General features: G+C 71.8%; 22 protein-coding genes and 1 pseudogene. 19 read left to right on the top strand and 4 right to left on the bottom strand.

Annotation, left to right across the window (positions count from 1 at the left end):
* The first annotated feature begins 34 nt into the window (after window positions 1–34).
* The 14 genes and pseudogenes from G9272_RS05165 to G9272_RS46380 form a co-directional block, all read left to right on the top strand.
* Entirely contained in the window at window positions 35–1,603 is a 1,569-nt protein-coding gene (locus G9272_RS05165; protein ID WP_171395419.1) for a glycoside hydrolase family 53 protein, read from the top strand.
* Between the two features lie 212 nt (window positions 1,604–1,815).
* A complete protein-coding gene (locus tag G9272_RS05160; protein WP_171395418.1) occupies window positions 1,816–2,103 on the top strand; it encodes an ArsR family transcriptional regulator in 288 nt (95 codons plus the stop codon).
* 134 nt (window positions 2,104–2,237) lie between these two features.
* The gene (locus G9272_RS05155) at window positions 2,238–3,206 is read left to right on the top strand and encodes an SMP-30/gluconolactonase/LRE family protein (RefSeq protein WP_171395417.1); all 969 of its coding nucleotides are present in this window, start codon (window positions 2,238–2,240) and stop codon (window positions 3,204–3,206) included.
* A gap of 78 nt (window positions 3,207–3,284) precedes the next feature.
* Entirely contained in the window at window positions 3,285–3,740 is a 456-nt protein-coding gene (gene crcB / locus G9272_RS05150; RefSeq protein ID WP_171395416.1) for a fluoride efflux transporter CrcB, read from the top strand.
* A complete protein-coding gene (locus G9272_RS05145; RefSeq protein WP_171395415.1) occupies window positions 3,737–4,141 on the top strand; it encodes a DUF190 domain-containing protein in 405 nt (134 codons plus the stop codon). The genes crcB (G9272_RS05150) and G9272_RS05145 overlap by 4 nt, the downstream gene beginning before the upstream one ends.
* Window positions 4,138–4,503, top strand: a complete 366-nt coding sequence (gene crcB, locus G9272_RS05140; protein ID WP_171395414.1) for a fluoride efflux transporter CrcB — start codon at window positions 4,138–4,140, stop codon at window positions 4,501–4,503. The genes G9272_RS05145 and crcB (G9272_RS05140) overlap by 4 nt, the downstream gene beginning before the upstream one ends.
* A 94-nt stretch (window positions 4,504–4,597) precedes the next feature.
* Entirely contained in the window at window positions 4,598–5,434 is an 837-nt protein-coding gene (locus G9272_RS05135; RefSeq protein ID WP_171395413.1) for an undecaprenyl-diphosphate phosphatase, read from the top strand.
* Window positions 5,435–5,652: 218 nt separating this feature from the next.
* Window positions 5,653–6,330, top strand: a complete 678-nt coding sequence (locus G9272_RS05130) for a FadR/GntR family transcriptional regulator (protein WP_020126059.1) — start codon at window positions 5,653–5,655, stop codon at window positions 6,328–6,330.
* Complete coding sequence (locus G9272_RS05125) at window positions 6,327–7,766, top strand: amino acid permease (RefSeq protein WP_171395412.1); 1,440 nt, start codon at window positions 6,327–6,329, stop codon at window positions 7,764–7,766. Before G9272_RS05130 ends, G9272_RS05125 begins: the two co-directional genes overlap by 4 nt.
* Before the next feature lie 44 nt (window positions 7,767–7,810).
* Window positions 7,811–8,827 (top strand): asparaginase, encoded by a 1,017-nt coding sequence (locus G9272_RS05120; protein ID WP_171401847.1) that lies wholly within the window; start codon window positions 7,811–7,813, stop codon window positions 8,825–8,827.
* Window positions 8,828–9,439: 612 nt separating this feature from the next.
* The gene (gene aspA / locus G9272_RS05115; RefSeq protein WP_171395411.1) at window positions 9,440–10,852 is read left to right on the top strand and encodes an aspartate ammonia-lyase; all 1,413 of its coding nucleotides are present in this window, start codon (window positions 9,440–9,442) and stop codon (window positions 10,850–10,852) included.
* Window positions 10,853–10,920: 68 nt separating this feature from the next.
* The gene (locus tag G9272_RS05110) at window positions 10,921–11,850 is read left to right on the top strand and encodes a glutaminase (RefSeq protein WP_171395410.1); all 930 of its coding nucleotides are present in this window, start codon (window positions 10,921–10,923) and stop codon (window positions 11,848–11,850) included.
* A gap of 142 nt (window positions 11,851–11,992) precedes the next feature.
* The gene (gene mptB, locus G9272_RS05105) at window positions 11,993–13,399 is read left to right on the top strand and encodes a polyprenol phosphomannose-dependent alpha 1,6 mannosyltransferase MptB (RefSeq protein ID WP_171395409.1); all 1,407 of its coding nucleotides are present in this window, start codon (window positions 11,993–11,995) and stop codon (window positions 13,397–13,399) included.
* A 245-nt stretch (window positions 13,400–13,644) separates the two neighbouring features.
* A pseudogene (locus tag G9272_RS46380) lies at window positions 13,645–14,247 on the top strand (glycosyltransferase family 87 protein); the annotation flags it as partial.
* A gap of 272 nt (window positions 14,248–14,519) precedes the next feature.
* Here G9272_RS46380 and G9272_RS05095 read toward each other — a convergent pair.
* Together G9272_RS05095 and rho are read right to left on the bottom strand one after the other, a co-directional pair.
* The gene (locus G9272_RS05095) at window positions 14,520–15,800 is read right to left on the bottom strand and encodes a D-alanyl-D-alanine carboxypeptidase family protein (protein ID WP_253267710.1); all 1,281 of its coding nucleotides are present in this window, start codon (window positions 15,798–15,800) and stop codon (window positions 14,520–14,522) included.
* Window positions 15,801–15,887: 87 nt separating this feature from the next.
* Window positions 15,888–17,030, bottom strand: a complete 1,143-nt coding sequence (gene rho, locus G9272_RS05090; RefSeq protein ID WP_171395408.1) for a transcription termination factor Rho — start codon at window positions 17,028–17,030, stop codon at window positions 15,888–15,890.
* Window positions 17,031–17,531: 501 nt separating this feature from the next.
* On the opposite strand from rho, the gene G9272_RS05085 reads away from it, so the two are divergent.
* The 3 genes from G9272_RS05085 to G9272_RS05075 all read left to right on the top strand — a co-directional run bounded on the left by G9272_RS05085 (window position 17,532) and on the right by G9272_RS05075 (window position 19,969).
* A complete protein-coding gene (locus G9272_RS05085; RefSeq protein WP_171395407.1) occupies window positions 17,532–17,777 on the top strand; it encodes an SDR family NAD(P)-dependent oxidoreductase in 246 nt (81 codons plus the stop codon).
* A gap of 16 nt (window positions 17,778–17,793) precedes the next feature.
* On the top strand, window positions 17,794–18,900 hold the full coding sequence (locus tag G9272_RS05080) for an MFS transporter (protein ID WP_253267709.1): 1,107 nt from the start codon (window positions 17,794–17,796) through the stop codon (window positions 18,898–18,900).
* A 175-nt stretch (window positions 18,901–19,075) separates the two neighbouring features.
* A complete protein-coding gene (locus tag G9272_RS05075; protein WP_171395406.1) occupies window positions 19,076–19,969 on the top strand; it encodes a hypothetical protein in 894 nt (297 codons plus the stop codon).
* 129 nt (window positions 19,970–20,098) lie between these two features.
* Here the strand turns inward: G9272_RS05075 and G9272_RS05070 are convergent, their stop codons facing one another.
* A complete protein-coding gene (locus G9272_RS05070; RefSeq protein ID WP_171395405.1) occupies window positions 20,099–20,506 on the bottom strand; it encodes a nuclear transport factor 2 family protein in 408 nt (135 codons plus the stop codon).
* 79 nt (window positions 20,507–20,585) lie between these two features.
* Here G9272_RS05070 and G9272_RS05065 point away from each other — a divergent pair, with 79 nt between their 5' ends.
* Both G9272_RS05065 and G9272_RS05060 read left to right on the top strand, forming a co-directional pair.
* Window positions 20,586–21,149 carry a PadR family transcriptional regulator gene (locus tag G9272_RS05065; RefSeq protein ID WP_171395404.1) on the top strand — a complete coding sequence of 188 codons (564 nt, stop codon included), beginning with the start codon at window positions 20,586–20,588 and terminating at the stop codon, window positions 21,147–21,149.
* Window positions 21,150–21,154: 5 nt separating this feature from the next.
* Window positions 21,155–21,883: a class I SAM-dependent methyltransferase gene (locus G9272_RS05060; protein ID WP_171395403.1), complete on the top strand. Its 729-nt coding sequence runs from the start codon at window positions 21,155–21,157 to the stop codon at window positions 21,881–21,883.
* 16 nt (window positions 21,884–21,899) lie between these two features.
* On the opposite strand, the gene G9272_RS05055 is transcribed toward G9272_RS05060, so the two are convergent.
* The gene (locus G9272_RS05055) at window positions 21,900–22,658 is read right to left on the bottom strand and encodes a GntR family transcriptional regulator (RefSeq protein ID WP_171395402.1); all 759 of its coding nucleotides are present in this window, start codon (window positions 22,656–22,658) and stop codon (window positions 21,900–21,902) included.
* Between the last annotated feature and the right edge of the window lie 11 nt (window positions 22,659–22,669).

Genomic DNA, 22,669 nt, shown 5'->3' with positions numbered 1-22,669 from the left:
CCCATCCATCACGTCGAAGGGACGACGGACGACGATGTTCCATCCCAGACGCACGCTCAGAACCCTGCTGCTGCCGCTCGCCGCCGGGCTCGCCCTCACGGTCCTGCCCGCGCAGACCGCGCAGGCGGCCACCACCCTCACCAACGCCGGCTTCGAGACCGACGGCGCCGGCACCGCGACACCGTCCGGCTGGTCGACGTACTCGGCGGCCGGGCAGAACTCCGCCTCCTTCACCGAGTCCGGTGGTCACGCGGGCAGTTACCGCCTCTCGCACTACTCGGCCTCCGCCTACAAGGTCGAGACGTACCAGTACCTGTCCGGGCTCACCAACGGGAACTACAAGCTCACCGCCTGGGTGCGCTCCGGCGGCGGCCAGAACTCCGCGTACATCGCGTTGAAGAACTGCGGCAGCGCCGAGCAGCGCACCGCCATCCCGGTCTCGTCCAGCGGCTGGATCCGCATCGTCACCTCCATCGCGGTGACGAACAACCAGTGCACCATCAGCATCAACTCCGACGCCAACGCCGGGAACTGGATCAACGTCGACGACCTGACCTTCGCGTCGGGCTCCACCGGCCTGTCCATCAAGGGCTCGGACGTGTCGTCGCTCATCAAGAGCGAAGCCCTCGGCGGCGTCTACAAGAACAGCTCCGGCACCACCCAGGACGCGCTCACCGTCCTGAAGAACGCCGGGCAGAACTACGCGCGCGTGAAGGTCTGGGTGAACCCCGCCGACGGCTACAACAACAAGGCGCGGGTCCTGGCGGCGGCCAAGCGCATCAAGGCGCAGGGCACGAAGCTCCTGGTGGACTTCCACTACTCGGACATCTGGGCCGACCCGGGGGCGCAGATCGTGCCCGCCGCGTGGGCCGGGCACTCGTACAGTCAGCTGAAGACGGACGTCTACAACCACACCTACGACGTCCTCAACGCCCTGAAGGCACAGGGCACCACAGCGGACATGGTGCAGGTGGGCAACGAGATCAACGGCGGCATGCTGTGGTCCACGGGCTCCACCGACAACTGGTCGCAGCTCGCCGGACTGCTCAACTCCGGCTACGACGCCGTCAAGGCGGTCAACTCCGGTACGACCGTGGCGCTGCACCTCGCCAAGGGCGGTGACCTGGCCGGCACCCGCTGGTGGTTCGACAACGCCGTCTCCAACGGGGTGAAGTTCGACGTCATCGGCCTGTCGTACTACGGGTACTGGCACGGCACCCTCGCCGACTTCCAGACCACCCTCGACGACGCCGCCTCCCGGTACTCCAAGCCGGTCTTCGTCGCCGAGACGGCGTACCCCTTCCGGCTGGACAGCGAGGACTCGCACGAGAACATCATCGACCTCTCGAGCGAGCTGGTGTCCGGCTATCCGGCCTCCGTCGCCGGCCAGACCCGGTGGATGAACGACGTGGCGAGCATCGTGGAGGCCGTCCCGAACGGCCGCGGACTCGGCGTCTTCTACTGGGAGTCCACCTGGACCGCCGTCACCGGCAACGGCTGGGACCCGACCGACGCCACCTCCGGCAACGGCTGGGAGAACCAGGCCCTGTTCGGCTACGACGACAAGGCCCTGTCCTCCATGTCGTGGTTCAGCCACCGCTGATCCGCCCTTCTCTCCCGAAGCGGGGGCCCGGCCGCACCGCGCGGCCGGGCCCCCGCCCGTCTCCCGGCAGTTCGACCGAACACCCATGTGTGGCAAAGGTGTTCGATCCAGGCCAAGGCTCGCGGAGTGCGGGACGCGGCGGCCCCGGCTGCGGAACAGTGGGGAGACGCGGTACCGGGGGAGCGCCGGCCGCAGGGACGGAGGGGACGAGGATGCTGAGGACTCCCGTGAGTGAGAGGCGACTGGAAATCCTGGAGTGGCTGAAGGAGCCGGCCCGGCACTTCCCGCCACAGCGGCACGGCGACCTCGTCGAGGACGGCGTCACGGCGGACGTCGTCGCGGCGAAACTGGGCGTGCGCCGGCAGGTGGCCGGCACCCACCTCAGCCTGCTCGCCGGCATCGGTCTGCTGCGCGCCAAGCGGATCAGGCGCCGCACCTACTACCGGCGCGACGAGATGCGCATCGCCGAAGTGGCGCGGATGTTCGAGAAGGAGTGGTAGAGGACTTCGGGAAGAGGCGCCAGGGGACGGAGGGTTCACCCTCCGGAAAGGCCCGGCAAAAGACCACGGCCACGACCTGTCGACGCCATGCCCGCCTGCGAGGATGGCCGCCTCCTCAAGGAAGGGCGGCCCATATGGACCGTCGGACGCCTCTCGTCCCCCTCAGGTACATCACTCTCCCCGGGCACGGCCCCGAAGACGTCGTCGCCGACCCCAGAGGGCGGGTACTGACCGGGGTGTCGGACGGGCGGATTCTGCGTGTCGACGGTCTGGACGACCCGCCCGCGGCCCGGGTCGAGCACATCGCCGAGATCGGCGGCCGGCCGCTCGGCCTCGAACTCCTCCCGGACGGCGACCTGTTGGTGTGCTGCGCCGACGGCGCGCTGCTGCGCGTCGACCCGGACGGCGGCACCGGAAACGTCCGCGTCCTGACCGAGTCGGTGGCGGGGGAGCGGCTGCGCTTCTGTAGCAACGTCGTCGCGCTGCCCGACGGCACCGTCTACTTCACCGTGTCCAGCCAGGTCCATCCCTTACGGGACTGGATGGGCGACCTCGTCGAACACACCGGCACCGGACGCCTGTTGCGCATCGAACCCGGCGCCCGTGAGGCCGAAGTCGTCCTGGAGGGGCTCCAGTTCGCCAACGGCCTCGCGCGCGGCGCCGACGACTCCTTCCTGATCGTGGCCGAGACCGGCGCCCGTCGACTCACCCGCTACCAGCTCACCGGCCCCCGGGCGGGCCGGGCCGAGCCCCTCGTCGAGCAGCTGCCGGGGTTCCCGGACAACCTGTGGCGCGGCGCGCCCGACGGCCCGGTCTGGGTGGCACTGGCCGGCCCGCGCGTCCCGCCGCTCGACCTCCTGCACCGCGCCGGCCCCGCCGTACGCCGCCGCGCCGCCCGCCTCGCCGTGAACGCGCCGTACCGCCCGTCGGGCACGGCAGGGGTGCTGGCGGTCGACGACGACGGCCGGATCGTCCACCACCTCACCCACCGCCGCTCCGGGTTCCGCATGGTCACCAGCGTCTGCGAGACCCGCGGCCGACTGGTTCTGGGCAGCCTCTGGGAGCGCGGCATCGCGGTCTGCGAGGCGCCCGTGACCAAGTGAGCCGGCGTTACGCTGGTGCCCGGTCGTGATCACTCCGATGAGGCGGGACGGTCCCGGCCCGGGCAGGAGACGTACGACATGACAGCTCCGGAGGCCGAGAGCCTCCGCACCGGCGCGGCACGGAGGGCCACCGGGACGGGTCGGCTCCCGGTGGTCGCCGTCGTGGCCGTCGGCGGCGGGATCGGTGCCGCCGCCCGCTACGCGGCCTCCCTGTGGTGGCCCACGCCGACCGGCGGGTTCCCCTGGACGACCTTCTGGGTGAACGTCGTCGGCTGCGCGGTGATCGGGGTCTTCCTGGTGGTGATCACCGAGGCGGTCACCACCCACCGGCTCGTGCGGCCGTTCTTCGGCACCGGTGTGCTGGGCGGGTTCACCACCTTCTCGACGTACGCCGTCGACATCCGGAAGCTGTTCGAGGAGGACCGTCCCGGCACGGCCCTGGCCTACCTGGCCGCGACCCTGTGCGCGGCGCTCCTCGCGGTCTGGCTGGCGGCCACGGCCACCCGCCGCGTTCTCCTGTGGAGGCAGCGATGACGAGACTGACCGGCAGTGCCCTGCGGCTGACCGTCTTCGTCGGCGAGAACGACACCTGGCACCGCAAGCCCCTCTACACGGAGATCGTGCACCGCGCACACGCGGCCGGTCTCGCCGGCGCCAGCGTCTTCCGCGGCATCGAGGGCTTCGGCGCCTCCTCGCTGATCCACACCTCCCGGCTGCTCTCGCTCAGTGAGGACCTGCCGGTCGCGATCGTCGTCGTGGACACCGAGGAGCGGGTGCGGGCCTTCCTGCCCGAGCTCGACGAGCTGGTCACGGAGGGCATGGTGACCCTCGATCCCTGCGAGGTCATCCGGTACGTCGGCCGAGGCGGGAGCCGGAGCGGGAACCGGGCTGAGAACCAGGGCGATCCGGACATGAAGGGTAAGAAGTCGTTGTGAACTGGCTGGTGGTCGTCGCCGGCGGCATGATCGGCGCCCCGCTCCGCTACCTGACCGACCGCGCGGTGCAGGCCCGGCGCGACTCGCTCTTCCCCTGGGGCACCTTCGTCGTCAACATCAGCGGCTGCCTGATCCTCGGTGTCCTGACCGGCGCCACCGCCGTCGGTCCCGACCTGCGGTTGTTCCTGGGAACGGGTTTCTGCGGGGCGTTGACGACGTACTCCACGTTCTCGTACGAGACACTGCGGCTGACCGAGACCGGCGCGGGCGTCTACGCCGCCGTCAACGCCGTCGCGAGCGTGGTGGTGGGTCTCGGGGCCGCGTTCGCCGGTGCCGCGATAGGCCAGTGGGCGTGGTCGTAGGCGGTCCGGCCGGCTCCGCGCCTGGTAGGACTGTGTACGACACCGGAGCGTCTACAACGCTGTCGACCGATTCGTCTCCTCAGAACTGGATTCCATGAGCGCCATCTCCGTCGGCCAAGCCGTCGTCCTCGGAGCCGTCGAGGGAGTGACCGAGTTCCTCCCCGTCTCCTCCACCGGCCATCTGAAGATCACCGAGGGCCTGATGGGCATCAAGGTCGACGACGACGCCGTCGTCGGGTTCTCGGCCGTCATCCAGGTCGGGGCGATCGCCGCCGTGCTCGTGTACTTCCGCAAGGACATCGTGCGGATCGTCTCGGCCTGGTTCCGCGGGCTGCGCAGCCGTGAGGAGCGTCACCACCACGACTACAAGTTCGCCTGGTGGGTGATCTACGCGACGATCCCGATCGTCGTCGTGGGCCTCGCCGCCAAGCCGCTCATCGAGGGGCCGCTCGCCTCCCTGTGGGTGGTCGCGGGCTCGCTGATCGTCGGCAGCGGCGTGATGTGGGCGGCCGACCAGATGGGCCGCCACAAGCGCGGCGAGGACGACACCTCGTTCAAGGACGCGATGCTGGTCGGCAGCTCCCAGATCCTCGCGCTGCTCTTCCCCGGCTTCTCCCGCTCCGGCGCCACCATGTCCACCGCGCTCATGCTCGACCTGGACCGGGTGGCCGCCACCCGCCTGTCGTTCTTCCTCGGCATCCCCGCCCTGACCGGCGCCGGCATCTACGAGCTGAAGGACGCCCTGGGTACGGGGGCCGGCGCGGCGCCCCTGGCCGTCGGCACGGCGGTCTCCTTCGTGGTCGCCTACGCCTCCATCGCCTGGCTGCTGAAGTTCGTCGCCAAGCACTCCTTCAACGCGTTCGTCGTCTACCGGCTAGTCGTCGGCGTGGCGCTGTTCGGCCTGCTGGCGACCGGGGTCCTCGACAGCTGACCGGCCCCGGCAGCCGGTCGGCAGCCGGTCGGCAGCCGGTCGGCAGCCGCTCAGGGAATCCCCTCAGGGGGCGGGAAGATGCCTTTCAGGCTCCCCGCCCCCTGAATTTTCTGTTTCAAGGCGCGTCTTGACAGCGGTGGCAGGTCACCCGGAGTATCACTTCCGTGAACCTGTCAGACAGCCAGACAGGTGGTGCGGGGCCGCGTCGCGTCAGCGCGATGGAAGCGGTACTCACCCACCTCCGCGGCGCCATCGAGCGCGGCCGGTACGCCATCGGCGACAAGCTCCCCTCCGAGGCGGAGCTCTGCCGCACCCTCGAGGTGTCCCGGCCCGTCCTGCGGGAAGCCCTGCGCGCCCTCCAGACGATGGGCCTGACCGTCGCCAAGACGGGCAAAGGCACCTTTGTGATCGCGAACACCGTGGAGGACCCCACCTTCGGCGACTACGCGGCCAGCGACCTGCTCGAGGTGCGCCGGCACGTCGAGGTCCCGGTCGCCGGGTACGCGGCGCTGCGCCGCACCCCGGAGAACCTGGACCACCTGGCGCATCTGCTCGACCGCATGGAGCGGGAGACGGACACCACCGCGTGGGTCGCGATGGACACCCTCTTCCACCTGGCCGTCGCCGAGGCCGCCCAGAACCCGGTGTTCCGCCGGGTCATCGAGGAGATCCGGGACGCACTGGCGCGTCAGTCGGCCTTCCTCAACGAGCTGGGCGGACGGCGCGAGCAGTCCAACCGCGAGCACCGGGCGATCGTCGAGGCGCTGATCGACGGTTCCGAGCCCGACGCGGTGGAGGCCATGAGCCACCACCTCGACCGCGTCGAGACGACCCTCACCGACATCGTGCGCGCCCCGCGCACGGACACTCCCCTGGAAGGCGGACCCGCGGCGTGAGCGACCAGCACCTCAAAGACGAGACGCGCCCCTCGACCCGTCACGTCGACGCCGGCGACGAGGGCTACAGCAAGTCGCTGAAGTCCCGCCACGTCAACATGATCGCCATCGGCGGCGCCATCGGCACCGGGCTCTTCCTCGGCGCCGGCGGGCGGCTCGCCGATGCCGGCCCCTCCCTCTTCATCGCCTACGCGGTCTGCGGAATCTTCGCCTTCCTCGTGGTGCGCGCCCTCGGTGAACTCGTCCTGTACCGGCCCTCCTCCGGCGCCTTCGTGTCCTACGCCCGCGAGTTCATGGGCGAGAAGGGCGCGTACACGGCCGGCTGGATGTACTTCCTGAACTGGGCCACCACCGGCATCGCCGACATCACCGCGGTGGCCACCTACACCCACTACTGGGGCATGTTCTCCGACATACCCCAGTGGGTGATCGCGCTCATCGCCCTGGCCGTGGTCCTCACCGTGAACCTGATCTCGGTGAAGATCTTCGGCGAACTGGAGTTCTGGTTCGCCATCGTCAAGGTAAGCGCGCTGGTGATCTTCATGTGTATCGGCATCTTCCTGCTGGTCACCCAGCACCCGGTGGACGGCGCCACCCCCGGCCCGTCCCTCATCACCGACAACGGCGGCGTGTTCCCCAGCGGCCTGCTGCCCATGCTGCTGATCATCCAGGGCGTCGTCTTCGCCTACGCCTCCGTCGAGCTGGTCGGCGTCGCCGCCGGTGAGACCGAGAACCCCGAGAAGATCATGCCGAAGGCGATCAACTCGATCATGTGGCGCGTGGGTGTGTTCTACGTCGGCTCGGTGGTCCTGCTATCGATGCTGCTCCCGTGGAACAAGTACACGTCCGGCGAGAGCCCCTTCGTGACGGTCCTCTCCAACATCGGCATCCCCGCGGCGGGCGGCGTGATGAACCTCGTCGTCCTCACCGCGGCCATGTCCTCCCTCAACTCCGGCCTGTACTCCACCGGCCGCATCCTGCGCTCCATGGCGATGTCCGGCTCCGCGCCGAAGTTCACCGGTGTGATGAGCCGCAGCCAGGTCCCGTACGGCGGCATCCTGCTCACCAGCGGTATCTGTGTGCTGGGTGTCGGCCTCAACTTCGTGGTCCCGGCGGACGCCTTCGAGATCGTGCTGAACTTCGCGGCGATCGGCATCCTCTCCACCTGGGGCATGATCATGATCTGTCACCTGCTCTTCTGGCAGAAGACCCAGAAGGGCGAGCTGACCCGGCCCGACTACCGGCTGCCGGGCTCCCCCTGGACCGAACTCGTGACGTTGTTCTTCCTCGCCTCGGTCCTGGTCCTCATGTACGCCGACGGCGGCGCCGGACGCACCACAGTGCTGTGCCTGCCGCTGATCGTCGGGGCGCTGGTCGCCGGGTGGTACGCCATCCGCCGCAACCTCGCGCGCACCTCGTCCAAGGCCGACGCGTGACCCCGGCGCCGGCCGCCGACCACCCACCAGTGATGCAGGCAGTGATGTACAGCAGTTCCCTCGCCGACGCCCCCGCGATCCGCGAACCCCTCCACACCCCCGTCGCCCACCTCGTCCGCGGCGGGGTGACCGAGGGCATCCACTACGGCTCCGTCGTCGTCCTCGGCGCACGCGGCGAGGTCGAGCTCCAGCTCGGCGACGTCGAGGCCGCCTTCTACCCGCGCTCGGCGCTCAAGCCCGTCCAGGCCGTCGCCATGGTCCGGGCCGGGCTCCCGCTCGACGGCGAGCTGCTCTCGCTCGCCGCCGCCAGCCACTCCGGCGAGGAACGCCACCTCGCCGGGACCCGGCGGATCCTCGAGCTGGCGGGCGTCTCGGAGGACGACCTGCGCAACGTCACCGACCTGCCGTACGACCCGGCGGTCCGCGACGCGTGGATACGGGAGGGCCGCGCGCCCTCCCGACTGGCCCAGAACTGCTCCGGCAAGCACGCGGCCATGCTCTACACGTGCAGGCTCAACGGCTGGTCCCTGGACGACTACCTCGACCCCGGGCACCCGCTCCAGCAGGCGATCGCCGAGATCGTCGAGGACCTCACCGGACAGCGGATCGCCCGGGTCACCGTCGACGGGTGCGGCGCCCCCCTGTTCTCGGTCTCCCTGCACGGCCTCGCCCGGGCCGCCGCCCGCGTCACCGCCTCCGCGCCCGGCACTCCCGAGGCGCGGGTGGCCGACGCGATGCGCGAGCACGCCGAGATGGCCTCCGGCTCCGGCCGGGACGTGGCCGCGCTGATGCGGGCCGTCCCCGGCCTGCTGGCGAAGGACGGCTTCGAGGGCGTCGAGGTCGCCGCGCTCCCGGACGGCCGAGCCGTCGCCGTCAAGATCTCCGACGGCGCGAACCGCGCCCGCGTCCCGGTCACCGCGGCCGCCCTCGTCCGCGCCGGTGTCGACCCCGCCCTGCTCACCGAGTTCGCGGGCGAACCCCTCCTCGGCGGCGGCGAACCGGTCGGCTGCGTCCGCCCGGTCCGCGCGCTGGACCCGGTCACCGTGCGCGCCTGCGCCTGACGGACACGGACGACCGATGCGGCCGCGCACAGTCCCTCCGGTCACCCGACCGGCCGCCCGGGGTGCGTACGGCACCGCCGCACCCGGCGGGTCCGTCGTGTGCCGGTCCGCCGGGCGGCCGGTGGGCGTGGCCGTCGCCCACGACACCTTGCGGGCGGGCGCCGCACCACCACCCCCGGCCGCCGGGGGCGCGTCGGCCGTCGCGGTGTCCGCTCTCGGACCGGCCCGGCACACGGCCGGATGCCCGGTGGTCACCCGCCGGCGTTCGACCCGTACGACCACCCGGCGTTCGCCGTGCGTCGGCGCCGGGCCCACAGGCCAGTGACCGACGGGCCGGTGACCGACGGGCGGTCGGCCGTCGGTACGCCGTGCGCCGGTACGCCGTGCGCCGGGCACCGGCACGCCGTGTGTCCGCGTGCGACGCGGTCGGGCAGCGTGCCGGAACCCGGTCGCCTCGCGCGGCCGACCCTGAATCACCGGTCCGGTCATCGCCGGGCCGGTGCATCGACCGGCTCGGGCGGGCGTCACCCCGTACCGCCCGAGCCGGCCGCCTGCCCACCGGACGACACCCGCTCCACTCGACCCTCACCCTCGGAAAGAGGCCGCACCCTCATGACCGCCGCCGTCACCCGCAGCGAACACGACCTGCTCGGAGACCGGGACGTCCCGGCCGACGCGTACTGGGGCGTCCACACCCTGCGCGCCACGGAGAACTTCCCCATCACCGGGACGCCGATCTCCGCCTACCCGCATCTCATCGACGCCCTCGCCGCCGTCAAGGAGGCCGCCGCCCTCGCCAACGAGGAGCTCGGCCTGCTCGCGCCGGACAAGGCGGCCGCCATCGTCGCCGCCTGCCGTGAGATCCGTGCGGGGAAGCTGCACGAGCAGTTCGTCGTCGACGTCGTCCAGGGCGGCGCGGGCACCTCGACCAACATGAACGCCAACGAGGTCGTCGCCAACCGCGCGCTGGAACTGCTCGGCCACGCGAAGGGCGAGTACCGGCACCTGCACCCCAACGAGGACGTCAACCTCGGCCAGTCGACGAACGACGTCTACCCCACCGCGGTCAAGGTCGCGACCGTCTTCGCCGTGCGCGGCCTGCTCAAGGCCATGGCCGTCCTCCAGGACGCCTTCGCCCGCAAGGCCGTCGAGTTCCGCGATGTGCTCAAGATGGGCCGTACACAGTTGCAGGACGCGGTACCGATGACGCTCGGTCAAGAGTTCTCGGCCTATGCCGTCATGATTGACGAGGACCGCAACCGTCTTGACGAGGCCGTGCAGTTGATCCATGAGATCAATCTGGGTGCCACGGCGATCGGCACGGGCCTCAACGCCCCCGCCGGCTACGCGGAGTCGGCCCGCCGCCACCTCGCCGAGATCACCGGGCTGCCGCTGGTCACCGCGGCCAACCTGGTCGAGGCCACCCAGGACTGCGGCGCGTTCGTCCAGATGTCCGGCGTGCTCAAGCGCGTCGCGGTCAAGCTCTCCAAGAGCTGCAACGATCTGCGGCTGCTGTCCTCCGGGCCGCGCGCCGGCCTCGGCGAGATCAACCTGCCGCCGGTGCAGGCCGGTTCGTCCATCATGCCGGGCAAGGTCAACCCGGTGATCCCCGAGGTCGTCAACCAGGTCGCCTTCGAGGTGATCGGCAACGACGTCACCATCACCATGGCCGCCGAGGCCGGACAGCTCCAGCTCAACGCCTTCGAGCCGATCATCCTGCACTCCCTGTCGGAGTCCATCACCCACCTGCGCGCCGCCTGCCTCACCCTCGCCGAGCGCTGCGTGGACGGCATCACCGCCAACACCGAGGCGCTGCGCGCGAGCGTCGAGAACTCCATCGGCCTGGTCACCGCCCTCAACCCGCACATCGGGTACACGGCGGCCACCGACATCGCCAAGGAGGCTCTCGCCACCGGCCGCGGCGTCGCCGAACTCGTCCTGGAGAAGGGCCTGTTGCCCGCCGAGCGACTCGCCGACCTGCTGCGCCCCGAGGTCTTGGCGGGCAGCGGAGCACCCCTCGTCTGACACCCCTCGTTCGACACCCTTCACCTGCGACGACGCGCCAGGACCGGTACGGAGGCACAATAGTGATCATGACAACGACGTCGTCCCGTGCCTTCCAGCCGGTCCTGGACCGCATCGCCGAGGAGATGGAACGCACCCCGGGCCGGGGCCGCCCCGCCGACTACATCCCGGCGCTCGCGGCCTGCGACCCGCGCCGCTTCGGTATGGCCGTCGCGGAGCCGGACGGCACGGTGTACGGCGTGGGGGACTGGCGGGAGCCGTTCTCCACGCAGTCCCTCACCAAGGTCTTCACCCTCGCCCTGGACCTGGCCCGCGAGGGCGACGAACTCTGGGAGCACGTGGGCCGCGAGCCCTCGGGCAACCCCTTCAACTCCCTGATCCAGCTGGAGTACGAGAACGGCATCCCGCGCAACCCCTTCATCAACGCGGGCGCGCTGGTCGTCACCGATCGGCTCCAGACCCGTACGGGGGACGCGGCGACCGAACTCCTCGGCTTCCTGCGCGCGGAGAGCGGCAATCCCACGCTCGGCTTCGACGAGGAGATCGCCGCCTCCGAGGCCGCGCACGGCGACCGCAACGCCGCGCTCGCCCACTTCATGGCGTCCTACGGCAACATCGACAACCCGGTGCCGGTCCTCCTCGACCAGTACTTCCGGCAGTGCTCCCTCACCGCCTCCTGCGCCGACCTCGCCCTGGCCACCGGCTTCCTCGCCCGCCACGGCGTTCGCGCCGACGGCACCCGGCTGCTCACCGGCAGCCAGGCCAAGCAGGTCAACGCGGTGATGCTGACCTGCGGCACCTACGACGCGGCCGGCGACTTCGCCTACCGGGTCGGCCTGCCCGGCAAGAGCGGCGTGGGCGGCGGCATCATCGCCGTCGTACCGGGCCGCTGCACGCTGTGCGTGTGGAGCCCGGGGCTGGACGAACGAGGCAACTCGGTGGCGGGAGTGGCAGCCCTGGACCGGTTCACGACCCTGACCGGCCTGTCGGTGTTCTGAGCCCCCGGTTCGGACAGGGGGACGGTCCGGGGCCGCCGAGCGCATCGCCACGGCGCTCGACTCACACGTCGGTCACGCGCAGGCCGCCGCCAGGAAGGCGCGATGTCGCCCCGCGGTCACCCGGGGTGGACACCATGACAGAGTGCTGGCCAAGGCTTTCCCCATCGATCTCCGTCGCTGCCAGGCTCTGGGCCTGGCCGGAACGGCCTGTCTCGCGCTCGGCGGCGAGACGGCCGGCGCGCTGCCCGCCCGGGAGCTCCTGGCCCCGTCCTCGGTGCACGCCGTGCTCGGCCTGGTCGGCGTGTACTTCGGGCTGGTGCTGCTGACCGCGGCCTGGATCCTGCTGGGCACGCTGGTGCGCGGCGCGGATCCGCCGACCCCCCGCGCCCTCGTCCTGGTCCTCGCCGTCTGGGCGGCGCCACTGCTGATCGCGCCGCCGCTGTTCAGCCGGGACGTGTACAGCTATCTGGCGCAGGGCGCCATGGTGGACGCGCACCTCGACGTCTACGCGCACGGTCCGGCCCGGCTCGGCGGTCCGCTCGCCGACGAGGTCGCCCCGCTGTGGCGGAACACCGCGGCCCCGTACGGCCCGGTCTTCCTCGCCGTCGCCGCCGCCCTGTCCGGACTCACCCGGGGCGCCCTCTCCGCCGGGCTTCTCGGCATGCGGTGCGTCGCGCTGGCGGGGGTGGCGCTGATGACGGCCGCCCTGCCCCGTCTCGCCCGGCACAGCGGAGCCGACCCGGCCGCCGCGCTCTGGCTCGGCGCGCTGAATCCGCTGGTGCTGCTGCATCTGGTGGCCGGCGCCCACAACGACGCGATCATGCTGGGCCTGCTCGGCGTCGGGCTGGTGGCCGCGCTCGGCCGGCGCCCGGTGCTCGGGGCCGTCCTGGTCACCCTGGCCGCTCTGGTCAAGGCGCCCGCAGCGCTGGGCCTCGTCGCGATCGTGGTCCTGTCACTGCGCGCGGGCCGGCGCCCGGTCCGGACCCTGCTGAGCACGGGGGCCGCGGCCGCCGCCACCACGGTCGTGGCGACCGCCGTCGCGGGCACCGGCTACGGCTGGATAGCCGCCCTGGACACGCCCGTCTCCGCGCACAACTGGGCGCTCACCAGCCTGCTGGGCCGTGCCACCCGCGCTCTGCTGGAGGGCCTGGGCAGCGACCTGGCGCCCTTGGCGGTGCCCGTCTGGCACTTCCTGGGCCTCGCGGTCACCGCCGTCGCCCTCGTCGTCATATGGTGGCGGCTCCGTCTGCGCCCGGTGTACGCGCTCGGCCTGAGTCTTGCCACGGTGGCCGCGTTCGGCCCGGCGATCCGCCCCTGGTACGCGCTGTGGGGTCTGTTCCTCATCGCCGCGGCGGCCCCGGACACCCTGATACGCCACCGGACGGCGGCCGTGGCGGGCGTCCTCGCCCTCGCCGTCCTGCCCGACGGGGGCCCCGCCGACACGGGCCGCCTGGTCCTGGCGGTCTCCGGCGGCGCGCTCGCCGTGGTCGTCCTGTGGCAGGCCCACCTCGCGGCACAGGCACCGACCGCCCTGGGACGTACGGCGTGAGACCCCGTGAGTTCCGGGGGGTGAAACCGCCCCGCACCGACCGCGGCCGCCTGCTGCTGCTCCTCGCGCTCGCCGCCGTCGTCACCGTCTTCACCGCGACGGTGCCGCTGCTGCGCGACTGGTTCGACCTGCGCGTCTACTACGGCACCGTCAACAGCTGGATCCACGACGGCGGCCGGGTCTACGACTACCGGGTGCCGGGCACTCCGTACGGCTTCACCTACCCCCCGTTCGCGGCCGTCGTCATGCTGCCCATGGCGCTGGTCGGGCTGCGCACCGCGATCGTGACCGCCCTGCTGCTCAACCTGGCGGCGCTGGCGTTCGCGGTGCGGGTGTGCGTCGGACCCCGGTGGCGGCGGTACGGCTGGTACGGAGCCGGCCTCGCCGCCTGCGCTCTCGCGGTGTTCGAACCGCTGCGCGACACCTTCAGCTTCGGCCAGGTCAACCTCTTGCTGCTGGCCCTGGTGCTCGCCGACGCCGGGCTGTTGGCGTCCGGGCGGACCCGCTGGGCCGGGGTCGGCATCGGCCTGGCGGCGGCCGTCAAGCTCACGCCCGCGCTGTTCATCGGCCTGCTGCTGGTCGCCCGCCGGTGGCGGGCGGCGGCGGTGGCGACGGCCGTGGCGGCGGCCGCCACCGCGCTCGCGGCCCTGGTCGCCCCGGACGCCTCGCGCTTCTACTGGACGCGGGCCCTGTGGGACACGACCCGGGTGGGCCGGCTCGACTACGTCTCCAACCAGTCGCTCCAGGGTGTCCTGGCACGGCTGGGCGTGGAGAGCCGGGCGGTCTGGGCGGTGCTGGTCCTGGCGGCGCTGGGCTGGTGGGCGTGGCGGGCCCGGCGGGCGGTCGCGGCGGGGGACTGGCATGCGGCCTTCGCCCTCACCGGCCTCACCGCCTGTCTGGTCAGCCCCGTGACATGGGTGCACCACCTGGTGTGGCTGCTGCCGTCCTTCGCGGTGCTGATCCGCGCGGGGCGGCCAAGCGTCGCGGGCGCCCTGTACGCGGTGCTGTGCACCAGCGTGGTGTGGCTGTGGTTCGACGACGCGTCCGGCGTCGACGGCTTCCTCGGCAGCAACACCTACACCTGGATCACGCTCGGCCTGCTGGTGTGGCTGCCCGTCGGTCATCTCCCCGCGGGGCGGCGGCAGACGAGCCGCAGCACGAGCGCCACGGCTGCCCCGCCCAGCGCGGCGGCGCCCGCGATCAGCGCCGCCTCCGGCCAGCCGGGAGGGTCGGCGACAGCGACGGCGACGGCGACCGTGGCTCCGGCCGAGGCCGAGGCCGCGGTGGGCACCGGCTCGGGCTCCGGGCCCGGCCCGGGTCCCGGCTGAGGACGGGGGCGGACCCGCAGCGCGTCCAGCGAGCCCACCGGATCGACCCGCCCGGCGGCCGCGAACCCCCAGTCCAGCAGCTCGCGCGCCTCTTCGTAGACCTCGAACCCGCCGCCCGCCTGAGGGTTCATCACCGTCACGACGAGGGTGCGTCCGCCCTGACGGGCGGCGGCGACCAGGGTGTTGCCGGCGTTGCTGGTGTAGCCGTTCTTGATCCCGATCAGCCCCGGGTACGGCTCGACACCGTCCGCCCCGGTCAGTAGCCGGTTGGTGTTGGCGATCTCGTACGACCAGTCCCCGTCCGCGGGGAAGTCCGCCTCCGCGGTGCCGCAGTACCGCGCGAAGTCCGCGTTGCGCAGCCCCGCCCGCCCGAACACCGCCAGGTCGTAGGCCGAGGACACCTGGCCCGGAGTGTCGTATCCGTCGGGCGACAGCACATGGGTGTCCAGGGCGCCCAGGGAGCGCGCCTTGGCCTGCATCCCGGTGGCCGTGGCGTGCCAGCCGCCGTTGAGGGCCGCCAGTACGTGCACGGCGTCGTTGCCGGAGTTGAGGAACACTCCGCGCCACAGGTCGGCGACCTGGTACGTGTGTCCCTCGGCGACTCCGACGAGGCTGCTGCCGGGCCCGATGCCCATGAGCTCCTCCTCGCTCACCCGGTGCCGGATCTCGCCGGGCAGGACCGGCAGCACCGTGAGGGCGAACAGGGTCTTGAGGGTGCTGGCCGGGGGCAGTTTGCGGTGCGCGTTCGACGCGGCGAGCACTTCACCCGTCTGCGCGTCGGAGACCACCCAGGACAGCGCCGAGACGTCGGGGACCTCGGGGGCGCCACGATGGGGTCTGACCTGCGTCCCGGAGCGGTAGAGCACGGACGGCCGGGGCACGGTCACCTGTGGGCCGCCTGGGCCGCCTGGGCCGCCTGGGCCGCCTGGACCACCTGGTTCACCGGGTCCCCCGGGCGTTCCGGGGTCCGCGCCGGCCGGGGCGGCGGCCACGGCGGGGCCGAGGGCGAGGACGCCCGCCACACAGAACGCGCAGGCCGTCGCAGCGACCCGGGAAGAGAATCCGATCGTCATACGAACAACCTAGGAATGAACCCGGCGTTCCCCGCGCTGCCCGTGCCGGACACGTGGGTGCGTGCACCCGGATGCCGCACGTTCGCCCTATGCGGCGGGCAGGGTCGGCTGGATGCGGCGCAGAAAGGCCGTGTTGTCCGGGGTCTCGCGCATCCGCTCCAGGAGCGTCTCCAGGTTCGCCTGGCCGTCCCGGGTCTGAAGGGCCCGGCGCAGACCGCGTACGGCGGTCAACTCACCGGGGGAGTAGAGGAGTTCCTCGCGCCGGGTGCCGGAGCCGTTGATGTCGACGGCCGGGAAGACCCGACGGGAGGCCGGTTCGCGGTCGAGGCGGAGCTCCATGTTGCCGGTGCTCTTCAGCTCCTCGAAGTAGAAGTCGTCGGCGCGGGAGCCCGTTTCGACCAGGGCGGTGGCGAGGACGGTGAGCGAGCCGCCCTCCTCGGCCGCCCGCGCGGCGCCGAAGAACCGCTTGGGGCCGATCAGCGCGGTCGCGTCGACACCGCCGCTGAGGGTGCGGCCCCCGGCGGCGGCCGCGTTGTTGTGGGCCCGGCACAGCCGGGTGAGCGAGTCGAGGAGGATCACGACGTCCTCGCCCGCCTCGACGAGCCGCTTGGCCCGCTCGATGACGAGTTCGGCCAGCGCGATGTGCTGCTTGGGCGCCCGGTCGAACGTCGAGGCGTACACCTCGCCGCGCACGGAGCGCCGCATGTCGGTGACCTCCTCGGGCCGTTCGTCGAGGAGGACGACCATCAGCCGCGCCCCGGGGTGGTTGCCGGCGACGGCGGCGGCGATCTGCTGGAGCAGTACGGTCTTGCCCGACTTCGGCGGGGCCACGATCAGTCCGCGCTGGCCCTTGCCGATCGGCGCGACGAGATCCGTGACCCGTCCGGCGAGGCCGGCCGCCGGGTGTTCCAGGCGGAGCCGCTCGTACGGGTGGACGGGTGTGAGATCGCGGAAGTGCCGGCGAGCGCGCAGCTCCTCGGGCGTACGGCCGTTGACGCGGGCGACCTCGGTGAGTGCGCGCTGGGTACCGCGCACCCCTTCGACGAGGTCGCCCTTGCGCAGGCCGTGACGGCGGATCAGCGCCGCCGGGACCTGGAGGTCGGCGGGCGTGGGCAGGCAGTCCGCGGGGCGCAACTGCCCCTTCCCGCTCGCGTCGATGTCGAGGACACCGGCGGCGACCCGGGCCGGAGGCTGCTGTTGTACAGGGGGGTGTTCGAGAGTGGTGGTCATGGTGGTCTGTCCTTTCACGGACGGAAGGCATGAGGCATGCGGAGATGGGGGGGGCAGCCGCGAAGGGAGGGCGCACGGCGCGCCTCGGGCGGCGGGAACAGCACCTCGGCCACGGCAGAACCGAACCGTCGGTGAGGTGGTGCGGGAAAGCCGCTGCACCGGTCGGAAACGACGGGCGATACGGCGAACTGAAGGGAACTTGCACCGGCGCCCACAAAGGAGGCGTACACAAGTGCTACCGGCACTGTAGCACGCCGGTCGGTCCCGATGGCGTCAACGCGCCCATGGCGGCGGTTGTTCCCCACGGCACGGCCACCCGGCCGAAGGGCGACGCGGAGATGCTGCGCGGCCCTGCCACGACCCTGCCGTCCGTCGCCCCCGCATACCAGCCATACGAACCCCCGATGCCCCCGGGCCGACGCATTTCTTGTTCCGGCGAAAGGCTCTCCCTACGCTGCCACCACCGCACTTGGGCGGCATGAACAAGGGACTTGGGCAATCATGGGTCGACTGGCGGGGAAAATCGCCTTCATCAGCGGCACGGGAGCCGGAATAGGACGTGCGGCGGCGCTGCTGTTCGCGGCGGAAGGGGCGAGTGTATTCGGCTGCGACCTCGACGGCGACGGCGCCGCGGAAACCGTCGAACTCGTGGAGAAGGCCGGGGGAGTCATGCGCTCCCACGCCCCCGTGGACCTGTCCACCGAGGCGGGTGCGAAAGAGTGGATCGAGACCGGAATCTCGGCCTAAGGACCGGGCCAACGCCGTGTCCACCTGGGCGCTCAGCATCTCCCTCGCCTCGGCCGCGGGACCGCTGTCCTCCGGTGTGCTCGCCACGGTCGCCGACTTCCGCTGGGCGTTCGTGCCCTCGGTCGTCCTCGGTCTGGCCGTCGCCGTCACCAGCCGGGTCCTCGTCACCGACTCGAAGGCACCCGAGGGCCGCGCCCTCGACTGGCCCGGCCAGATCACCGTCGCCGTCGGCCTCACCGCGCTGCTCTGGGGCATCATCGAGGGCGGCGAGCGCGGCTGGAGCAGCCCGGCCATCGTCGGCTCGCTGGCCCTCGCCGCGGTGTCGCTCGTTGCCTTCGTCGTCGTGGAGCAGCGCGCCGAGTCGCCGATGTTCCATCTCGACCTGCTGAGGATCCCGTCGTTCGCGGCCGCCGCCGTGGTCGCGCTGGCCGGCATGTTCGGCTTCATCGGCACCGCATACTGCGTCTCCATCCGCCTCGGCGCCGTCATGCACCTCAGCGCGCTGCGGGCCGGTATGCCGTTCGTGATCCTCCAGCTCGTCCCGCTGCTCCTGGCGCCCGTGCTGAGCCGGATGCTCACCCGGGTCGAACCCCGCTGGCTGCTCATGGGCGGCCTGCTGCCGATGGCCGCCGGCCAGTTCTGGATCGCCGCCCTGCCCATCGCCACCACCTCCCTCGCCGCCTTCATCGGCCCGGTGCTGCTGCTCGGCATCGGCTTCATCTGCGTGGTCTCCTCGCTCACCTCCGCCGCCGTGAACGCCGTACCGCTCAACATGACCGGCATGGCCAGCGGTGCGACCAGCCTGGTGCGCGAGTTCGGCCAGGGCCTCGGCCCCGCCGTCATCAGCACCGTCGCCATGAGCGCCGCGTCCGCCGCGCTGGTGGGCAGGCTGAGCGGAGCCGACGCCGGGATGGAGGCGGCCGCGGGACCGCTCGCGGTCGTCAACGCCGGCAGCGACGGCGCCCGCGCGGCGGCCCAGACCGCCCTCGGTCACGGAATGGCCGTCGGCGTGGTGATCTGCGGCTGCGCATCGCTGCTGGGCGCGCTGGTCACGCTGTTGCTGGTGCGGAAGAACACCGCGCAGGCGACGGTCGGCGCTCAGGTGCAGACGGCGACCGTCTAGGCACCGGCCCCCGGCCGGACAAGTGGTCCGTACAAGAGAGCCGGACCGACAGCACACACAGGAGAGGCCGGGCGAGTGTCCCGGCCTCTTCCGGGTTCTATCGCAGATGTCCCCAGAGGGTAACGATCCGTGACGGCAGAGGACTTGACCACCATTTCTGTCTTATCTTCACGTCATGTCCACGCCGCCTCAGCCCCCGCAGCAGCCGGAGCAGCCGTCCGAGGCGCCGGCCCAGCCGAGCGCGTATCCCTATCCGAATCCGCAGTCGCCGGCCCCCGGCGGGCCGTTGGGTTTCCCGCCGGCGGCCCCCGCGACCCAGGCCGGCCAGCCGAGCGTCTACGCCCAGCCGACCCTGGTCGGGCAGCCCGCTCAGCCCCAGCCGGTCAACCCGTACCTCCAACAGGGGCCGTACCCCGTGGTCGGCCCGCCGCCGGCAAGCGGCGGCGGTGGCGCGGGGAAGGCCGTCCTGTGGGCCGCCGTCGGCGCGGTGCTGGCGTCCGCCGCCTGGGCGGCCGGCGTCTTCCTGATCGGCGCCGAAGACGATCCGGACCTGCGCGGCTACTCGGCGCCGTCGAACCTGTGCAACTCCACGGACTACTCGTCCTTCAAGGAGGAGTACCCGGACAACGACAGCTCCCCGACCCACAACAAGCTCCAGGACGACGCGCTCGACGAGAGCCTGTGCAGCATCAGCCTGAAGAAATCCACGTCCAGCTACGCGGACGCCTACCTGTACTCCCAGCTGGACCTGCACAAGAAGACCGACCCCGGACCGGAGTTCAGCGCGGCCTGGAAGAACTACGCCGACAGCCACTCGGGTTACGACGTGGAGGCCATCACGGGCATAGGCGACGAGGCCTATCTCGTCAGTGACGACACCACGTCCGGCTCGTCGAGCGGATCCCTCTACGCCACGCTCGCGGTGCGGGACGGCTGGGTGACGTACACGATGAGTTACAGCGCCTACTACTCCTCGTACGACGAAGACACGGACCCGCCGACGCTCGAAGAGGTCACGGGCTACCTGAAGACGGACACGAGGACGACCCTGGAGGACCTCAGGGGTTGAGGCCCGGCCAGGGCACGGGTCGCACGGCACGGCGGCCGGCACGCGGGCATGCGCCTCAGCGGTCGGCCTCCGGCGCGTCCAGCGCGTTTGTGATCGCCATCACCCCGCCGTGCGCCGCGTGGCCTGACGTCAGGAGGCGGAGGCCGACCGGGCCTCCGCCTCCTTCAGGATCTGATCGAACTGCGCCCCCATCGCCGCCGCGAGAGCCTGGGCGCCCGACAACGGGCGCACCATGACCGTGAGTTCGTCGATGAGCCCCTCCTCGTTCAGATGGATGAAGTCGCAGCCGGTCAGCTCCCGCTCGCCCACCCGGGCCCTGAACACCAGCGCGTGGTCACGCCCGTCGCCCCCGTCGAGTTCCCGCTCGTAGCGGAAGTCCTCGAAGACCCGCGTCACCCCCCGCAGGATCGACGCGGTGATCGCCTTGCCCGGGTACGGCTTGAACACGACCGGACTGGTGAACACCACGTCCTCGGCCAGCAGCGCTTCGACGGCCTCGAGATCGCCGGCCTCGACCGCCTCACGGAACGCGCGCATCGGATCACCTCATAGCGTGAGTAGTAAATTTGTTGAGTAGGTGCCGATGAGAATAATCACCTCCTGCTACCGTGTCCATATGTCCCTCAAGTACGCCGTCCTGGCCGCCCTCCTGGAGGGCGAGGCCTCGGGCTACGAACTGTCGAAGGTCTTCGACGTCTCCCTCGCGAACTTCTGGCCCGCGACCCCGCAGCAGCTCTACCGCGAACTGGAGCGCCTCGCGCAGGACGGCCTGATCGAGGCACGGGTGGTGCAGCAGGAACGCCGGCCGAACAAACGGATGTTCACCCTCACCGAGGCCGGCCGCGCGGACCTGGACACCTTCGCCGCCACCCCGCCGCGGCGGCCCACCGCCATCCGCGACGAACTCCTCATCAGGATCCAGGCGATGGACGGCGTGGACCCCGAGGTGACCCGCGGGCTGGTCGAGGAGCGCATGACCTGGTCCCGCGCCAAGCTCGACCGCTACCGGCGGGTGCGCGACCGCCTCCTCGACGGGCGCACCGAGGACGCGTACCTGACCGAGGCCGACCGGATCGGCCCCTATCTGACGTTGATGGCCGGCATCGCCTTCGAGGAGACCAACCTGGCCTGGTGCGAACGCGCCCTGCTGCTCCTGAAGCGGCGGACGGCCGTAGGCTGACACGGATGTTCAGTCCCGAAGGCCCCACCCTGCGCGAACTCGCCGTCCAGGCGCTGTCGTCCGTCGAGCACGGCTACGACCTCCTCGCGCCGAAGTTCGACCACACACCCTTCCGTACCCCGGACGCCGTCCTGGACGCGGTCGCCTCGGCCCTGAAGGAGTCCGGCCCGTACGAGGACGGCCTCGACCTGTGCTGTGGCACGGGTGCGGGGGTGGAGGTCCTGGCGACGGTGTGCCGGGGGAGTGTGACGGGCGTCGACTTCAGCGCCGGCATGCTGGCGCAGGCGCGCCGGCGGACCCGTCCGGCGAGCCCCCGGGTGTCCTGGGTGCGCGCGGACGCCCGCGCCCTGCCGTTCACCGCCGCCTTCGACCTCGTCGTCAGCTTCGGCGCGTTCGGGCACTTCCTGCCCCGCGAGCTGCCGGGCCTGTTCGCCCAGGTGCGGACCGCGCTGCGGCCGGGCGGATGCTTCGCGTTCCCCGTCCTGGCCCCGCCGAGGCGGTCCTCACCGGCGTTCTGGATGCTCCTCGGCTTCGACGCCGTGATGCGGGTGCGCAACGCCCTGTGGCGACCGCCGTTCGTGATGTACTACCGCGCCTTCCGGCTCGGTGAGGTGCGGCGCGAACTGGAGCGCGCCGGGTTCCGCGTGGACCTCCGCGCCCTGCCCGAGTTCGGGACGAGGAGCGACGGAAGTCCACGGGTCCGGATGGTCGAGGCGCGCCGGACGGACCGCTGAGCCGGTCCGGGCGGGATCACCCGGCAGCGGGCAGCGTGAACGCGTAGACCAGCGCCTCCCGCCGGGTGTCCACCACCAGGTCGGTGATCTCCAGCGGGCGCGCGTACTGGTCGTGCACACGCCGCGTGACCCGCATCGACGGGTCGTCGTCGAGGTGCGTGATGCAGTCCCGGTGGTGCAGGGTCAGGCCCGCCCGGCGCATCCAGTCGTAGGCCCGCCGGAGCTCCGGGGAGGCGTTCGAGTCGGCGCGGTCGCGATAGCGGGCCAGTTCCTCCACCTCGGCCAGGGCCACCGCGGAGAAGGACGTGACGGCCGTACGCAGACCCCGTCCGTCGGCGCGGGCGGACTCGTAGCGGTGCACCAGCGTCGGCCGGTGCGGGGCGAGCCCGAGCGCCTCGGCGTGCTCGGGCGGGGGCGTCTCCCAGCTGACGGCGGCGCGGGCCACCGCCGACGGATCGTCCGCGGGCCGCGCGCCCACGGGGAAGGCGAGGAACGACGGCGTCCCGAGCGGCCCGACCGGCAGGGCGGCGTGGCTGCCCCGCCGGTCGGTCTCGACCAGCCCCTCGCTCCGCAGGACCTCCAGGGCCTGCCGTACGGTCTGCCTGCTGACGCCGAAGTGCCCGGCCAACTGCCGCTCGGCCGGCAGTCGTTCGCCGGGCGTGATGGTGCCGTCGCGCAGCTCGCCGAGCAGTTCCGTGGCGATCCGCCGGTACAGCGGCCGGTCGTCGGCGGACGGGTGGACGTGAGGGGTGGTGGGGGTGGTGCTGCGGGCCATGCCGCGCGCCT

The sequence above is a fragment of the Streptomyces asoensis genome, assembly GCF_013085465.1.
GTDB classification, from domain to species: Bacteria; Actinomycetota; Actinomycetes; order Streptomycetales; family Streptomycetaceae; genus Streptomyces; species Streptomyces cacaoi_A.
This window is presented reverse-complemented; position numbering and strand designations above follow the sequence as displayed.

What these genes read in the sequence shown, in the direction of transcription:
- G9272_RS05165 (WP_171395419.1), top strand. Translation starts at nt 35, where the DNA reads ATGTTCCATCCCAGACGCACGCTCAGAACCCTGCTGCTGCCGCTCGCC.
- G9272_RS05160 (WP_171395418.1), top strand. Translation starts at nt 1,816, where the DNA reads ATGCTGAGGACTCCCGTGAGTGAGAGGCGACTGGAAATCCTGGAGTGG.
- G9272_RS05155 (WP_171395417.1), top strand. Translation starts at nt 2,238, where the DNA reads ATGGACCGTCGGACGCCTCTCGTCCCCCTCAGGTACATCACTCTCCCC.
- crcB (WP_171395416.1), top strand. Translation starts at nt 3,285, where the DNA reads ATGACAGCTCCGGAGGCCGAGAGCCTCCGCACCGGCGCGGCACGGAGG.
- G9272_RS05145 (WP_171395415.1), top strand. Translation starts at nt 3,737, where the DNA reads ATGACGAGACTGACCGGCAGTGCCCTGCGGCTGACCGTCTTCGTCGGC.
- G9272_RS05135 (WP_171395413.1), top strand. Translation starts at nt 4,598, where the DNA reads ATGAGCGCCATCTCCGTCGGCCAAGCCGTCGTCCTCGGAGCCGTCGAG.
- G9272_RS05130 (WP_020126059.1), top strand. Translation starts at nt 5,653, where the DNA reads ATGGAAGCGGTACTCACCCACCTCCGCGGCGCCATCGAGCGCGGCCGG.
- G9272_RS05120 (WP_171401847.1), top strand. Translation starts at nt 7,811, where the DNA reads ATGTACAGCAGTTCCCTCGCCGACGCCCCCGCGATCCGCGAACCCCTC.
- aspA (WP_171395411.1), top strand. Translation starts at nt 9,440, where the DNA reads ATGACCGCCGCCGTCACCCGCAGCGAACACGACCTGCTCGGAGACCGG.
- G9272_RS05110 (WP_171395410.1), top strand. Translation starts at nt 10,921, where the DNA reads ATGACAACGACGTCGTCCCGTGCCTTCCAGCCGGTCCTGGACCGCATC.
- G9272_RS05095 (WP_253267710.1), bottom strand. Translation starts at nt 15,800, where the DNA reads ATGACGATCGGATTCTCTTCCCGGGTCGCTGCGACGGCCTGCGCGTTC.
- rho (WP_171395408.1), bottom strand. Translation starts at nt 17,030, where the DNA reads ATGACCACCACTCTCGAACACCCCCCTGTACAACAGCAGCCTCCGGCC.
- G9272_RS05085 (WP_171395407.1), top strand. Translation starts at nt 17,532, where the DNA reads ATGGGTCGACTGGCGGGGAAAATCGCCTTCATCAGCGGCACGGGAGCC.
- G9272_RS05075 (WP_171395406.1), top strand. Translation starts at nt 19,076, where the DNA reads ATGTCCACGCCGCCTCAGCCCCCGCAGCAGCCGGAGCAGCCGTCCGAG.
- G9272_RS05070 (WP_171395405.1), bottom strand. Translation starts at nt 20,506, where the DNA reads ATGCGCGCGTTCCGTGAGGCGGTCGAGGCCGGCGATCTCGAGGCCGTC.
- G9272_RS05065 (WP_171395404.1), top strand. Translation starts at nt 20,586, where the DNA reads ATGTCCCTCAAGTACGCCGTCCTGGCCGCCCTCCTGGAGGGCGAGGCC.
- G9272_RS05060 (WP_171395403.1), top strand. Translation starts at nt 21,155, where the DNA reads ATGTTCAGTCCCGAAGGCCCCACCCTGCGCGAACTCGCCGTCCAGGCG.
- G9272_RS05055 (WP_171395402.1), bottom strand. Translation starts at nt 22,658, where the DNA reads ATGGCCCGCAGCACCACCCCCACCACCCCTCACGTCCACCCGTCCGCC.